Genomic DNA, 14,923 nt, shown 5'->3' with positions numbered 1-14,923 from the left:
AGGGTAGCTACTCGGAGGCTTCCGCAGCTGCTAACGGCTCAAGCGCGATCTCGGCATCCACCTTTTTCCGCTCGGGTCGCTCACGAGTTCGCGACCGCTCGCGCAAAAATCTGTCTGGCGAGAGCAAGCTCTCGCTGACCTTGCCTCACTCCGTTCGGCAAGAGAGCAAAAAGCTGCCTCGCTTCGCTCGACAGTTCTACTCCGATGCTTCCGCAGCAGCCAACGGCTCGAGTGCGATTTCCATCGTCACGCCGTCGACGTCCCACTCCTTGCGGTGGCCGTCCTCGACGGCGCGGCGTTCGTCGGCGCGGACCTCCTCGTTGATCAGGTCCGTGCGCTCGGCGACGAGGTCGGCAACGCGGTCGTCGTCGATCGCGAGGTCGAGTGCGATCCGCTCTTCGACGTCGAGATCGAGGTCCTTGCGCATCTCCTGGACGCGGCGGATGACCTCGCGAGCGTAGCCCTCGCTCTCGATGTCGTCGGTCAGCGAGGCGTCGACGTAGGCGACGCCGCGGTCGTCGCCGTCAGTGCCGAAGGCGGTGCCGGCGATGTCGTCGGGCGTCTGGGTGACGAACGAGACCATCTCGTCGGTGATCTCCTCGTCGTCCTCGAGGACGTCCGCGACGGCGTCCTCGATCGCCTCGAGGCTCGGTTCGTCGATACGGGCCTCGTTGAGCGCGTTCATGACCTGGCCGGCGCGGCCACCGAAGGCGGGGCCGAGTTCGCTCATGTCGGCCTCGGCGCTGTACTGGAGTTCGCCCCAGCGCTCGTCGGGCGAGACGAGTTCGATCTCGCGGGCGTTGAGCCGCTCCTCGAGCAGGCCGGGGTGGCGCTCGACGGCCTCGACGACGCGCTCGTCGTCGGCGGCGACGACCACACGCGGGACCGGCCAGCGCAGCTTGCGGCCGGCCTGCTGGCGGGCGTTCGCGCCGGCTTCCTCGATGGCGCGGAGGAGGGAGACGTCCTCCTCGAGTTGCTGGTCCTCCCAGTACTCGTCGACTGCGGGCCAGTCTTCCATGTGGACGGTGTCGAACCCGTCCTCACCGGTGAGCGTGCCGTAGATCTCCTCGCTGATGAAGGGGGCGTACGGCGCGAGCAGGGCAACGCTCTCTCGGAGCACCCGATAGATCGTCGCGTAGGCGGCCTGCTTCGAGGCGCTGTCCTCTTCTTCCCACATACGCTCGCGGACGGCCTGAACGTAGAACCGGGAAACGTCCTCGACGACGAACGCGAGGAGTTCGTCGACGGCCTTGTCCTGACGGTAGTCCTCGAAGTGGGCGGTCATCTCGGCTTTCGTGGACTGGAGGCGGGCGAGCACCCACTCGTCGAGGGGCTCGAGGGCCGAATCGACATCCTCGAGTGTGGTTTCGGTGGGATCGAAGTCGTCCAGTCGCATGTACGGCAGTGGGAACCGGAAGACGTTCCACAACGTCCGAAGGTGGTTCTCCATCGTCTGCATTCCGTCCCAGTCGAAGCGCATGTCCTCGCCCTGCGGGTTGTTCGAGAGGAGGAACAGCCGCATGACGTCTCGGCCGTGGCGGTCGATCGCCTCGTGGGGATCGATCAGGATGTCCTTGGACTTGCTCATCGCGCGGCCGTCGGGCATGAGCGCGTGGCCGTGCATCAGCACCTCCGTGTACGGGCTCTCGCCGAGTGCGGCGGTGCCCATCCCGAGCTGGGACCAGAACCAGCCGCGGGTCTGGTCGTGGGCCTCGAGAATCAGGTCAGCGGGCCAGAGTTCGTCGAATCGGCTGTCGTCCGAGGGGTAGTCGAGGGTGCCCCACGACGCGACCGAGGAGTCGAGCCAGACGTCGAAGACGTCGGGCACGCGCGTGTAGGTGGTGCCGTCTTCGGTGATCGTCAGGTCGTCGACCGTGTCCTTGTGGAGGTCGACTTCGTCAGGATCGACGTCCTGATCGACGCGCTCGGCGAGTTCCTCGCGGGTCCCGACGACGATCATGTCCTCGTCGTCGTCCCGATCTTCAGGGGTCCAGACCGGCAGCGGAATGCCCCAGTAGCGCTGGCGGGAAACGTTCCAGTCAGGGGCTTCCTCGACGAAGTCACGGAAGCGGCTGTCGCGAGCCCACTCGGGGTGCCACTCGCTGTCTTCGATGTTCTCGAGCAGGTCGTCTTTGATGTCCGTGATCGTGATGAACCACTGGTCGGTGACGATCTGGAGAATGCCCGTGTCACAGCGCCAGCAGTGGCCGTAACTGTGGTGGACGGTTCCGGATGCCAGCAGTGCGCCGTTGTCCTCGAGGTCGGCGGTGATCTCGTCGTCGGCGTCCTTGACGAACTGGCCTTCGTACTTGCCAGCTTCCTCGGTGTAGACGCCGTCGCCGCCGACCGGACAGAAGATCGGGAAGCCGAGTTCGCGGCCGCGCTCGAAGTCGACCTCACCGTGGCCGGGCGCGGAGTGGACGAGGCCGGTGCCGTCGCCGCCCGTGTCGACGTAGTCGGCGGCGTAGACCTCGAAGACGCCCTCGGCGTCGACGTGGTCGGGGACCTCCGCTGCGAGCGGGTGCTCGTAGGACCAGCCGAGCAGGTCTGCGCCGGTCAGTTCCTCGACGATCTCGTAGTCGTCGTAGCGGCCCTCCTTCAGGACTTCCTCGTGTTTCGCGTCGGCGAGATAAAGGAGTTCCTCCTCGCCGTCTTTCTCGGCACGGACGCCGACGTAGTCGCCCTCCTCGTCGACCGCGACGAAGGTGTTCGCCGGAATCGTCCACGGCGTCGTCGTCCAGATGACGAGTTTTCCGTCGCGGTCCTCGAGGTCGAACTTGACGTAGATCGAGGGGTCCTCGACGTCCTCGTACTCGACTTCGTTGTTCGCGATCGCGGTCTCACAGCGTGGACACTGCGAGATCGACCGGTGGCCCTTCTCGACGAGCCCGCGGTCGGCGGCGTTCGAAAAGCCCCACCAGGCCGCTTCCATATACTCCGGCTCGAGGGTCTTGTAGGGGTTGTCCCAGTCCATCCAGACGCCGAAGTCCTGGAAGTCCGACTGCAGGCCCTCGAGTTGCTCGTTGGCGTAGTCCTTACATTCCTGGATGAAGTTCTCCTCGCCGAACTCCTCGATGTCTTTCTTGTTCTCGAAGCCCAGGCGCTCCTCGACGCGGGTCTCGATGGGAAGCCCGTGCATGTCGTAGCCCGGGCGGTCGGTGACGTCGTAGCCCTGCATCCGCAGGTATCGCAGGTAGACGTCTTTCAGCGACTTGTTCCAGGTGGTTCCCATGTGCGCCGAACCCGACGTGTACGGCGGGCCGTCGACGAAGAAAAAGGACTCACCGTCCGATCGGTGCTCGACCGTCTGCTCGTAGGCGTCGACGTCGTCCCAGTACTCGAAGACCCGTTGCTCGAGTTCGTCTGGGTCGTACTGGTCGTCGACCTCGCCGAACCTGCTCATATCCGACCTAATCGCCTCCGACAGTAAAGAGGAATCGATATTGCGGGTTACTCCGAACCCCGCTGATCAGTACACAAACCCGAGTCGCGATCGCTCAGACGTATGCTGCGAGGACTTTCTTATAGCCGAGCCCGTACACGCCCGCGTAGAGCATGACGCCGCCGAGGGCGGCCAGCCACAGCGCGATCATCGCCTCGCCGGCACCGAGGTGCTGGAGGCTGGCCTGTTCGACGAGTGCACCGCCGACCGTCAACACGCCGGCGACGACGGTGTAGACGATCAGCGAGAGTGATTCCGCGAGCAGTTCCGGACCGATCGATGTCATTACCACGCCGGTAGCCACCCAGTCAAGGTAAACCTGTCCCCTCGCGTGCAACGTTATGACACGGGGTCGCTATCGTGCCGAATCGACTCGCATTACTGGCTCGGCGACGGACACTCGAGCGTGCCCGCGTCCGACTCTGACACCGACGGCGACGGCGACTCGGCAGCCGGCGAACCCGCCTATCCGACCGGTCGCAACGTCCTCGCGGCCGACTGCGCGCGCTGTCCCGCCCTCGCCGACTCGCGCGAGTGTATTTCGTGGGGGACCGGCGATCGCGACGCCGACATCGTCGTCGTCGGCGAGGCACCCGGCTACGGGAACCCAGACGCGGAGCGCTGGCAAGGCGGCAACTGGACCGGCAAGGCCTACACCTCACGGCATTCTGGGCGGCGCATTCGCCGGATGCTCGAGGGGGTCGGCGACGACGCGGACGCCTACTACACGAACGCGGTGAAATGCTTCCCCGCGGACCCCGACGATCCCACCACGAATCGCGAGCCAACCGACGAGGAACGGGCGACCTGTCGGACGCACCTGTTGGCCGAACTCGAGGCCATCGAGCCGACGGTGGTGCTCGCGACCGGCAAACACGCGACGGCGAGCGTGCTCGCAGCCGAGGGCCGGGACCTCGAGGGCTTTCTCGACAGCGTGCTCGAGCCGGTGTGGTGTGAGCGACTCGATGTCTGGCTCGTTCCGATTCTGCACCCCTCCTATCAAGACGTCTGGATCGGTCGGCTCGACTACGAGCCAGCGGAATATCTCGAGGCGATCGGGAAGACGATCGAGGACTGCCGTAGAACGGCGGGGGAAAGCCGTTAACGCGTGCAGGACGTGACGCTCGCGGTGCTCGAGTCGCGCTTCCGGCCGACAATTCGTGACTACCCCTGCGTCGTGACCGTCGGCTGGAGCGCTGGCGGGGCGATGTCCCAGCGATCCGCGGTCACGCCGTCGACACCGAGTTCGTGGAGGGTACGGACGTCGTTGACCGTCCGCGCCGCCTTCCAGGCAATAACGTTCAGGTCGTGCTCGCGCGCGTTAGGGACGATGTCCGTCTCGACGCAGAGGTCATAATGCGGGAAGACGTGCGTACAGTCGTACTCGAGGGCCCGCGAGAGGTTGGTCGCGGGCTCCTCGCCGAAGAGCAATCCGTTGGGGACATCGAGGCAGGCCGCGTCGATCTCCGCGATCGCTTCCGGCAGGAACGACGAGACGCGGACGTCCGCGCCAGCCGCCATCGCCAACTGCAACGTATCCGCCGCGATGCCGTGCTCTTTCAGTTCGAGCTGGACGGTAACGTCGTCCGGTACGGCTTGCAACACCGCCTCGAGGCGCGGAATCGACTCGTCCGACTCGAGGACGGTGAGTTCTTGCAGCTCGGACCACGGCGTCTCTGCAACTCGTCGATCGACGTCGGCGACACGACCTAAGCTCTCGTCGTGCACGACGACCAGTTCACCCGATCCACAGCGCCGCACGTCCACCTCGACAGCGGGGAGTCGGCGAGCGGCTTCACGGATCGCGAGGAGTGTGTTCTCCGGAACCTGCGCTGCACAGCCACGATGGCCGATAATCTCCATCTATCGAAATCGCAGGAGTCAGAACGCATCAATATTTTGTTTCCCTCGCGTGAACGTGGCCAATTGTGCAGAATGTATCGCCTTCCGTACTATCTCGGTAATCGACAGTCAGTGACGACGCAACGTCGTTGCATCCGTCACGTCCGCTCGTCGATCACGCACACTGAATCCGCTCTGACGCGAGCCACGCTCGAGCACGCTCTATATCGGCCGGCCGGTTGACCTCGACGTGACGGGTGGCCGGGATCAACAGCGGCTGTGTCGGCGTGCGTGGGTAGAGATAGGGATACCAATCGTCCAATCGATCGCGGAGGATTTCGATTGCCGCCGTCCGGTGCTTGCGGCTCACGATGCCGAAGCCGGCGTGTCGATGGCCCTCGATGAGGCCGTAGGCCGTCACGCGTCCCGAGTCGTCCCAGCGGATCGCGGTTTCCTCGCTCTGGAGCCCCGGAATGCAGCCGACGAGGTTGAGCCGGCCCCTGAGCGCGTCGAACTGCTCGGTCAGCCGCCCGATCTCGCGTTCGTCGACGAGGATATCACCGTTGAGTACGAGCAGGTCGTCGTCGATGCGCCTGAGTGCACAGAGCAGCGAGGCGGCGTTTTCGTACCGGTCCCAGTCCGCGAGGACGATCGGATCGCGGAGATCGTACCGATCCAGGACGGTGTCGTGGCGATAGCCTAGCACGATGCTCGTGCCGTCGACGTGTGGCTCGAGCAGCCCGCGCTGGCGGTCGTACAGCGTCCGTCCGTCGAACTCGAGGAAGGCTTTCGGGACGTCGTCGGTGTGGTGTCCCATCCGTTTCCCCTCGCCTGCGGCCAAGATTATGCCGCGCATCGCATCACCTCCTCGGCGGCGCGTTCGCCCGCGCGGCCGTCCATCGGGATGCCGAGGTCTGCGAGCCACGCGGCGCGTCGCCGAGCGACGGCCGCGGGTTCGCCGTTACAATAGCGGTCATCGACGAGCTCGAGGTCGATCGCCTCAGTCGTGGTACCGATCCGCGGCACCTCGCGGTCCGGCGCGTCGATATCGGTCAACTGGATCAGCGGCCGGCCCGTGTGGAGCCACTCGGCGATCGATCCGGAGTAATCCGAAATGAGCACGTCCGACCGGCGCATGCTCTCGGCGGGCGTCGTGGTCGTGTCGAAGACGACGTTCGGGAGCGCTGCGATCCGATCGCGACACGCTCGCGTGACGGGCAGTCCCGGGCCCTCGCGTCTGTCAGTCGGATGGGGGCGAAAGAGTAGTTCGTACTCACTGTCGGCGAAACACTCGACGACCGAGCGGGCCGTGTTCGCGTACGCGCCCCGCCCGACCATGTAGTTGGTCGGCGCGTACAGCACCCGCCGTTCGCGGGGTGGCGGCGAATCGACCAGCACGTCGGCTTCCGGGATACCGACGACGGCGACGAGTACGTCGGGCGGCACGGCGTCCCGGTAGGCCGTCGCCCATCGCTCGCCCGGCGCGAGTGCAACGCTGACGTGCTCCAAGATCGTCGTCGCCGTCACGGAAACTTCGCCGCGACCGATCGACGCACCGTGGCGCACGTGCACGAGCGGGTACTCCTCGTAGAATGTGAAACGGTCGATGCCGAACCGGTGGTTGTAGACGACCACGTCGGGATCAATCGCCCGTACGTTCTCGTCGACCGCACCGGGATCGTCAACATCAATTTCCTCGATGCGGTCGCTACAGCCGCGGGCATCCGCTCGAACCGGGATGTACGCCGACTCGCTGTCGACGTGGCGGTCGATCGCCTCGAACGTCTTTCGCATGAACGGTCGCTCGATGGCGTACAGTATCGTTCCCATCGTGTGAGCCTCTTCTCTCCGCTCTGCGTCCTCGAGCCCCTTCGTCCGCCGTCCTCGAGACGGTACGCTGACGGTGTGGCGGGATTCCACCGGCCGATGTCGGAAGCGGGCGAGTGCCGCTTTCGTTGTCGACTAATTGCTGAAATCGGTCGATCGGACTCGGCGCTACCCGTCCGTTCGGCCCCGACCCATCGCTGCGTTCCCGGCCATGGCAAATGGCGTGCGCGCGGCGGGTGGTCGTCGGAACGGATTTTCGTGCCGGAGTCGATTAAACGATACCCGCTATTAACCCGGCAATCATTATAATAGTTTCAGTGGTTCGATGGATGGATAGCTTGAATGTAAATCAGAAACGTACATTTCGAGTGTAATTTCGCACTCGAAAGGTGGGGAAGACAGTCGCCTCGTCGGCTCGTCGCCACCGGTTGTCCGTAACGCGCGGGCGATAACCTTCTTACAGTGGGCCAACACACACTCGCGTATGAGTACGATCTTCACGCAGATCGTTGAAGGAGAGATCCCTGCACGAATCGTCTACGAAGACGAAACCACGGTTGCCTTTCTGGACGCCAACCCGCTGTCACCTGGCCACACGCTGGTAATTCCGAAAGACGAGTACGAACGGCTGGACGACGTGCCCGACGACGTCGCCGCGGATCTCTATGCGACGACCCACCGCATGGTTCCGGCTGTCGAGGACGCCGTCGACGCCGACGCGACGACCGTCGCGTTCAACAACGGCGAAGCGGCCGGCCAGGAAGTGCCTCACGTCCACTGTCACATCGTCCCCCGCTTCGAGGACGACGACGCCGGCCCCATCCACGCCATGTTCGGCCAGCGACCCGAGCTGGACGACGACGAGCTCGACGACATCGCCGGCGATATCGAATCTCGAGCCTGAATCGACCACGGATCACGGTTTCAGCATCGGTTTGGCACACTGCCGTGTTATTTTTACTCCCCGCGTGTGAGTCTCGCGTATGACGCTCGCCGATATCGTCGCCCAGGTTCGCGAGTACCCTGTCGCCATGGCCCTCGAGCTGGGCAGCGTCCTCGTCTCCTGTCTGCTCTTTGCGGGGACGTTCCTCCTCCTTGCGAGCGGTGTGCCGACCGGCAGGGGCGATCCGTGGCTGGCGCTGATCGGCGTCGGGACGGCGTTCGTGCTCGTTTGGACAGTGTTTGTCCCACTGTACGAGCGAACCCTATAGCAGCGTCCCCAGCAACAGATCGCCGTAGACGAGCGCGATCACCAGTCCGGCGAACACCGGGACGAGAAACGGCGTTCCCGGCGAGACCCAGACCGTCTCCTCGCGGGCGAGCACCTCGAGTCCATCACGGAGCGTCTCGGGGGTCGTCCCGTAGGCCGAGCCCTCGATGTCGTCGAGAAACGCCTCGGCACCCCACGGGTCGTCGTGCTCAGTGTCAGTCGCCGAGCCGTCCTCGGCTTCGGGGGCTGCGCTATCGCCGTCCGACGCGAGCGTACCGCCGTCGCCGCGCGTCGGTTCGTCGGCGGTGACGGCCCCGTCGGTCGGCGGGTTCGGCTCGGCAGGGAGGGTTGCCGGATCGCGATAGCGCTCGGAGTGCTCACGCAACGCCGCGAGCGAGAGCCCCCGCCAGCGGAGGTACATCCGCAAGGCATCGAGATCGAGCCCGCTCCGGGTGAGCCCCGCCGGCGTCTCGAGCAGGCTGCCGTGCGTGTCGGGAATCCGTTCCCAAGAGATCGGCCAGCCGACGAACATCACCGGCGCGATCCGGCCCGCAACGGCGTTGCGAACGGCGAGGAAGAGCGGCAGCGTGATCCCGACGAGGACGGCGTTGGTCAGGATCGTAAACGAAAACGTCCCGAGTGGGGGCGTCTCGAGGGGCAGCGTCCACGACCCCAGCGCGTACTCGGGGAAGGTCGGGAAGAACACGGCCAACACGAGCAGGGCTTTCGCGTCGGCCCCGCCGAAGCCGCCGACCCACCAGAACAGGTAGGCGATCGGGACGACCAGCCCCAGGCTAAGCGCCGTCGGCACGAGAAAGTCGTAGGTCCAGCCGGTCCCGCCAGCAGTCCAGGCTAGCCAGCCGTCCCAGACCAGCAGGACGGTCCCCAAAAGCGAGAGGGGAATCCAGACGCTACTCGAGACGCGTCTGGTCTCGAGATCGCGGTAGGCGACCCAGGCGAAAACCGGGACGGCGAGGAGCCGGCAGAGATCCGGTCCCGTCGCGACGGCGCCAGCGAGCGTCACGTCCTGCTTTCTCGAGCGCGACGGCGTTATTGTTTCGGCTCACTCGACGGGACCCCCTCACTCGAGGAGCCGTTAAACGTCGTCGCCGGCGCGAGCGGTGCCAGCGTCGGGACTGGCGGCGCGGTGGGTCGTCTCTCGACCGTTTTTCCAGAGCAGGTCGAACAGCTGTGACTGCGTCCAGTAGAGGGTATCGCTCGTCGTCGAGATGCCGACGTAGCCGTCGGCGTTGTTGGCGGCGAAGGCGACCAAAACGTGTGCGTCGTCGTAGAGGTAGATCCGTCCCTCGACGTTCGGGACGCGTCGAACGTCCATGATCTCCGCGGCACGGTCGGCGACGGCGGGCGAGATCACGCCGTCGTCCGAGACGACCGCCTGAATCCGCGTCCCAGCGGCGGCCTTCTGTGCCAGTTCATCGACGTGGTTGTTGAGCATGCGTTCGAAACTGGCCGGCGTGGTGATCATCCTGATCTCCGATGTCGCCGCGGCCGTGAGCTCGGCGAGTTTCTCGAGGATGCGGTGGCGATCCGCGTACGTCCAGCAGATTTCCGACTGTTCGGTCGATGCCGCGTCGTCGTCGACGGCCTCCACTAACTGTTCGCCGAGTTGGTGCATGTGGGCCAGTTCGTCGTCGTACTGGCGCTGTTTGAACTCACAGAAGCGCTCGATCGCGGCGTCGGGGTCGACTGGCCCGAACTTCTTGGGCCGGCCCGGCTGGATGTCGACGAAGCCCTTCTCTGAGAGGTCGTCGAGAGCGTCGTACACTCGCGGTTGCGGAACGCCAGCCCCGTCAGAGACCTCCTGTGCGGTCGATACACCCCGTCGCAAGAGACAGGCATACGCACCCGCCTCGTATTCGGACAGCCCGAGTTCTTTGAGATACATCGACGGCTCGGTTCCCATACGAACCTGACAGTGGCACCTATTTGAAGTACTTTCCCTATAGTACAAATATAACGGTTATACCGACAGTATTCGTGAATATACCATACACACGTCTGTATTATCGCGGTAGAATGCTATTATCATGTATTCCGCGACCGGTCGCTTACTACCGACCAGTTGTGACCAGCGTATAACACACAATCGTCTATATATGCTCCCATCGAGACCCAATCGTTTCGATTACCATAGATAGTCAAAACATGTGTGCACAAAAATCCGAATTACACGCAATGGCTTTAGATATCGAGCGTCGGCGTGGATCCGTCGTCGTATCGAGTCGGAATCGGGCGTCGTCCGATCGCGCGAGCACGCGTATCGACGGCCAGTCGACAGGTCAGCACCGGCCGCCGGCCAGCGCTAGCGGGGTGGGTCGATGCTAGCCCTCCCGCTCCAGGCCGATCCGGCGACGATCGCCGAAGGGGTCAACCTCCTGTGGGTCCTCGTCGCGGCCTTCCTCGTGTTTTTCATGCACGCTGGCTTCGGCATGCTCGAGTCCGGCCAGGTCCGGTCGAAAAACGTCGCGAACCAGCTGACGAAGAACGTGCTCACGTGGGGGGTCGGCGTCATGGCCTACTTCTTCGTGGGGGCTGGCGTGTCGGCGCTCGTCGCCGCGGTGACGACCGGCGGGAGCACGGCAGGTGCGTTCAGCTACCTCAACGGCGGGTCGACGGTCTGGGCGAACTGGCTGTTCGGGGCGGCGTTCTCGATGGTCGCCGCGTCGATCGTCTCCGGAGCCGTCGCCGAGCGGGCACAGCTAGGCGGCTACCTCGTGTTCACGGTGGTCGTCGGGGCGCTCATCTACCCCGTCGCGACGGGGCTGACCTGGGGTGGCGGGTTCCTGGCGGAACTGGGCTTTCAGGACTTCGCCGGCGCAGCCGTCGTCCACATGACCGGCGGCGTCTGTGGGCTGACCGCCGCGTACGTCATCGGTCCGCGGATCGACAAGTATGACGACGACGGCTCCGCGAACGTCATCCCCGGTCACTCGCTGCCCTACGCGATCCTCGGAACGCTCATCCTCGCGTTCGGCTGGTTCGGCTTCAACGTCGGGACCGCAGTCGAGGTCTTCCAGGTCACCGACAGCGGGGAGCTGGCGCTTGGCGACTACGCCTACGCGGGTCGGGTGGCGCTCAACACGGCCCTGGTAATGGCTGCCGGTAGCATCGGCGCTGCAGCCGTCGGATACGTCCGCCGGGGCAAGGTCGACACCCTCATGACCGCTAACGGCCTCCTCGCCGGCCTCGTCAGTGTCTGTTCGATCGCGGCGGTCTCGAGCTGGGGTGGGACGCTCGTGGTCGGCCTCATCGCCGGGATACAGGTCCCGCTGGTGTTCGAGGGCCTTGAGCGCGCCGGTATCGACGACGTGTGCGCGGTCTTCCCGGTCCACGGGTCGGCCGGCCTCCTCAGTGCCCTCGCGGTCCCCTTCGTCGACACGACATCGACGTTTGCCGTCTCCCAGCTCGTCGCGCAGATTGCCGGTGTCGTCGTCCTCGGCGCCTGGGCGGCCGGGATCACGCTGCTCGTCTACGGGACGTTGAAGGCCGTCGGCTGGGCGCGCGTGAGCCGCGATGAAGAGATCGAGGGACTTGACGCGGCAGAACACGGCATCGAAACGTACCCTGAGTTCGGGAAGAACATCGTCAACGACGTCACTACGCCCGGAGGTCCGCCGGAGGGCACGCCAGCGGCCGACGGCGGCGAGGTGACTGACGATGACTGACATCGAGCTGGTCATCGCGTACGTCCGTCCCGACAGACTCGGCGAGATCAAGACAGCCCTCGCCGAGGTCGGCGCACCCTCGCTGACGGTCACGAACGTCTCCGGTCGCGGCTCCCAACCGGTCAAAACGGGGCAGTGGCGCGGCGAGGAGTATACGGTCGACCTCCGCCAGAAGATTAAACTCGAGTGTGTCGTCGCTGACGTGCCCGCGGCCGACGTCGTCGAGGCCATCGCCGACGCCGCCCACACCGGCGACCCGGGCGACGGCAAGATCTTCGTCCTGCCGGTCGAGCAGGCCACTCAGATTCGAACCGGTGCCATCGGGACGGACGCGGTCTGAGCCGGTCACGGACGCGACGAGCGCCCGCCCAACTAGCTGCTCTACGGCGTGTGACAGCGGCGACGGGCGCTCGAGACCGCGCCTGGTCCCGTTCATACGGACTCCTGTCAGTCATGTCCGGACACCCGCGACGTCCTGCGGGCCCACCGGGACATCGTGACAGTAGCCCGTATCAGGCGGGGCCGTGGCCGGACGCGATTCTATCTCTCCTATCGATTCTCCCGTAGTCATCGTCCGGTGAGCCGTCGGTCTCCCCTCGTCGGCGTCGTCCCGTCAGTTACTACGGTCGGGTTGTAAACAACCGCCAAGGCGAAACCGACCACAGAGTAAATCGTCGGCCCGTTCGCTCGACGAACGTCCGGTGAACGAGCCAAATTAAACCATGAGTACACAACGAGAACACACGACTGTCGATCATCCGCTCGATCCGCTGGCCGCCGACGAGATCGAGGCAGCCGTCGAGATCTTCGAGGCCGAAACCGAGCTCGGCGACGAAGTACAGTACCACAACGTCACGCTCGAGGAGCCGCCGAAGGCAGATATCCGGACGTTCGAGCCCGGCGATGCGTTCGATCGGGACGTGTTGATCGTCGCGCGGGAGGCAGGGGAGACCTACGAGGCGACCGTCTCGCTCGCTGAGGAAAGCGTTCTCGAGTACGAGCACCTGCCCGACGTCGAGCCCGCGGTGATGCCCGAAGAGATCGAGGAAGCCCGCGAGGTCGTCAAGACCGATCCCGACTGGCAAGCCGCAGCGGCGAAACGCGGCGTCGAGAACTTCGAGCTGGTCATGGTCGACCCCTGGTCGGCCAGCGGGTTCGAACCCGAGGACCACAAGGAGAAACGCCTCTGTCGGGCGATCTCGTGGATTCGCACGAGCGAACACGACAACGGTCGCGCGCGGCCGATCGAGGGGCTGTTCGCGTTCGTCGATCTCGACGAGATGGAAGTCGTCGAGATCGAGGATAACGGCGTACCCGATCCGGACAACCCGCTGCCGCCCGAGGACGCCGACTACCGAGCCGACAGGGTCGAAACCAGAGACGACTTCGAGCACCTCGACGTCGTCCAGCCCGACGGCCCGAGCTGGGAGGTCGACGGCAACACGGTCGAATGGCTCGACTGGGAGCTGCAAGTCGGCTGGACCGCCCGTGAAGGACTCGTCTTCCACGACGTGAAATTCGACGACGGCGACGAGTCGCGACGGATCCTCCACCGCGCATCCGCCTGTGAGATGGCCGTCCCGTACGGTGATCCGGATCCAAACCATTCCTGGAAGAACGCCTTCGACATCGGCGAGTACCACGTCGGGCGAATGGCCAACCGACTCACCGAGGGCTGTGACTGTCTCGGCGTCATGAAGTACTTCGACGTCGAGATGAACACCATCGAGGGCGAGGCCGAAACCCTGGAAAGTGCGATCTGTATGCACGAAGAGGACGACGGCATCCTCTGGAAACACACCGAAGAGCGTAAACCACACACCGAGGTGCGGCGTCGCCGCCGTCTCGTCATCTCCTTTATCGCGACGGTGTACAACTACGACTACGGGTTCTACTGGTACTTCTACCCCGACGGCAGCATCGAAGCCGAGGTGCGACTGACGGGTGTCGACTCGAATGGCGTCATCCCGGCCGACGAGACCGCCGAAGATACCTACGGCCAGTACGCGATCGTCGCACCACAACTGAAGGCCCCGATTCACCAGCACTTCTTCAACTTCCGGCTGGACTTCGACATCGACGAGAGTCCGATGCGGGCCTACGAGGTCCACAACGAGCCGACGGGCAGCGAACGAAACCGGAAGAACGCGTTCCGGGCGAAAGAAACGCTGCTGGAACGGGAAAACGAGGCCCGACAGGACATCGATCCACTCCGTGGGCGCTACTGGCGGATCGCCAGCAGCGAGACCGAAAACTCCTACGGACGCAGCTGTGGCTACAAACTCGAGCCACACACCAACGTCTCGGCGCCGATGAAGCCGACCTCGAGTTACATGGAGCGCTCGGGGTTCATCCAGAACAACTTCTGGGTGACGCCGTACGACGACGACGAGCGCTTCGCTGCGGGCGACTACCCGAACCTGAACGACGACACGACCGGGCTGCCCGAGTGGACGGAACAGGACCGGTCGCTCGTCGACGAGGACCTCGTCGTCTGGTACACCCAGGGGGTCAACCACGTCCCCAGTGCGGAAGACTGGCCCATCCTCCCGGTCGAGATCGCGAGTTTCCATCTCAAACCCGAAGGGTTCCTCGACAGCAACCCGTCGATCTCGCTGCCGCCCGAGCCGTGTCACACCGACTACGACATCACGGCCCCGAGCGACGACTGTGCGGACTGTGACGACTGATACGGTCTGCTGTCACTGTGTCCCGGTGGGCCCGCAGGACGGTGGCGGCCAGCCGGCCGGCACCCACTGACAGTCGTCCGTCTTGGTAGCGAGACGACCCCGCCCCCGGCCCAGCTGGTCCTTTTCCGTTGCGTGGTCGGCCCTCCTCCCAACAACTGTGGAGTGGTAACGAGACACCTTGATCGCTCGAGCCCTGGGTATCGATATCATGGGTTCGATTCGACGG

At 64.7% G+C, this 14,923-nt stretch carries 13 protein-coding genes; 6 read left to right on the top strand and 7 right to left on the bottom strand.

The window, feature by feature from the left end:
• Positions 1-196 precede the first annotated feature (196 nt).
• Together ileS and E2L06_RS00555 are read right to left on the bottom strand one after the other, a co-directional pair.
• On the bottom strand, positions 197-3,403 hold the full coding sequence (gene ileS / locus E2L06_RS00560; protein ID WP_138777610.1) for an isoleucine--tRNA ligase: 3,207 nt from the start codon (positions 3,401-3,403) through the stop codon (positions 197-199).
• 94 nt (positions 3,404-3,497) lie between these two features.
• The gene (locus E2L06_RS00555; RefSeq protein ID WP_138777608.1) at positions 3,498-3,728 is read right to left on the bottom strand and encodes a hypothetical protein; all 231 of its coding nucleotides are present in this window, start codon (positions 3,726-3,728) and stop codon (positions 3,498-3,500) included.
• Between the two features lie 120 nt (positions 3,729-3,848).
• On the opposite strand from E2L06_RS00555, the gene E2L06_RS00550 reads away from it, so the two are divergent.
• On the top strand, positions 3,849-4,547 hold the full coding sequence (locus E2L06_RS00550; protein WP_138777606.1) for a uracil-DNA glycosylase family protein: 699 nt from the start codon (positions 3,849-3,851) through the stop codon (positions 4,545-4,547).
• Between the two features lie 59 nt (positions 4,548-4,606).
• Here E2L06_RS00550 and E2L06_RS00545 read toward each other — a convergent pair whose 3' ends face one another.
• From E2L06_RS00545 to E2L06_RS00535, 3 genes are all read right to left on the bottom strand, one after another.
• Positions 4,607-5,305 carry a glycerophosphodiester phosphodiesterase gene (locus E2L06_RS00545; RefSeq protein ID WP_138777604.1) on the bottom strand — a complete coding sequence of 233 codons (699 nt, stop codon included), beginning with the start codon at positions 5,303-5,305 and terminating at the stop codon, positions 4,607-4,609.
• Positions 5,306-5,459: 154 nt separating this feature from the next.
• Entirely contained in the window at positions 5,460-6,140 is a 681-nt protein-coding gene (locus E2L06_RS00540; RefSeq protein ID WP_138777602.1) for an NTP transferase domain-containing protein, read from the bottom strand.
• The gene (locus tag E2L06_RS00535) at positions 6,128-7,204 is read right to left on the bottom strand and encodes a hypothetical protein (RefSeq protein WP_249361348.1); all 1,077 of its coding nucleotides are present in this window, start codon (positions 7,202-7,204) and stop codon (positions 6,128-6,130) included. The genes E2L06_RS00540 and E2L06_RS00535 overlap by 13 nt, the downstream gene beginning before the upstream one ends.
• 391 nt (positions 7,205-7,595) lie before the next feature.
• Here E2L06_RS00535 and E2L06_RS00530 point away from each other — a divergent pair, with 391 nt between their 5' ends.
• Both E2L06_RS00530 and E2L06_RS00525 read left to right on the top strand, forming a co-directional pair.
• Positions 7,596-8,015, top strand: coding sequence for an HIT family protein (locus E2L06_RS00530; protein WP_138777600.1), 420 nt, complete (start codon positions 7,596-7,598; stop codon positions 8,013-8,015).
• Between the two features lie 79 nt (positions 8,016-8,094).
• On the top strand, positions 8,095-8,322 hold the full coding sequence (locus E2L06_RS00525; RefSeq protein WP_138777598.1) for a hypothetical protein: 228 nt from the start codon (positions 8,095-8,097) through the stop codon (positions 8,320-8,322).
• Here the strand turns inward: E2L06_RS00525 and E2L06_RS00520 are convergent.
• Complete coding sequence (locus tag E2L06_RS00520) at positions 8,317-9,345, bottom strand: A24 family peptidase (RefSeq protein WP_138777596.1); 1,029 nt, start codon at positions 9,343-9,345, stop codon at positions 8,317-8,319. The two genes, E2L06_RS00525 and E2L06_RS00520, sit on opposite strands and share 6 nt — an antisense overlap.
• A 72-nt stretch (positions 9,346-9,417) precedes the next feature.
• A complete protein-coding gene (locus tag E2L06_RS00515) occupies positions 9,418-10,245 on the bottom strand; it encodes a TrmB family transcriptional regulator (RefSeq protein WP_138777593.1) in 828 nt (275 codons plus the stop codon).
• 415 nt (positions 10,246-10,660) lie between these two features.
• Here E2L06_RS00515 and E2L06_RS00510 point away from each other — a divergent pair, with 415 nt between their 5' ends.
• From E2L06_RS00510 to E2L06_RS00505, 3 genes are all read left to right on the top strand, one after another.
• Positions 10,661-12,007 (top strand): ammonium transporter, encoded by a 1,347-nt coding sequence (locus E2L06_RS00510; RefSeq protein ID WP_394348727.1) that lies wholly within the window; start codon positions 10,661-10,663, stop codon positions 12,005-12,007.
• Positions 12,000-12,347 (top strand): P-II family nitrogen regulator, encoded by a 348-nt coding sequence (locus tag E2L06_RS22940; RefSeq protein ID WP_394348726.1) that lies wholly within the window; start codon positions 12,000-12,002, stop codon positions 12,345-12,347. Before E2L06_RS00510 ends, E2L06_RS22940 begins: the two co-directional genes overlap by 8 nt.
• A 382-nt stretch (positions 12,348-12,729) precedes the next feature.
• A complete protein-coding gene (locus tag E2L06_RS00505) occupies positions 12,730-14,697 on the top strand; it encodes a primary-amine oxidase (protein WP_138777591.1) in 1,968 nt (655 codons plus the stop codon).
• Positions 14,698-14,923: the final 226 nt, after the last annotated feature.

It is taken from the genome of Haloterrigena sp. H1 (genome assembly GCF_005938085.1).
GTDB lineage: Archaea > Halobacteriota > Halobacteria > Halobacteriales > Natrialbaceae > Natrinema.
The sequence above is the reverse complement of the archived record's forward strand: the minus strand, read 5'-3'. Positions and strand labels throughout refer to the sequence as shown.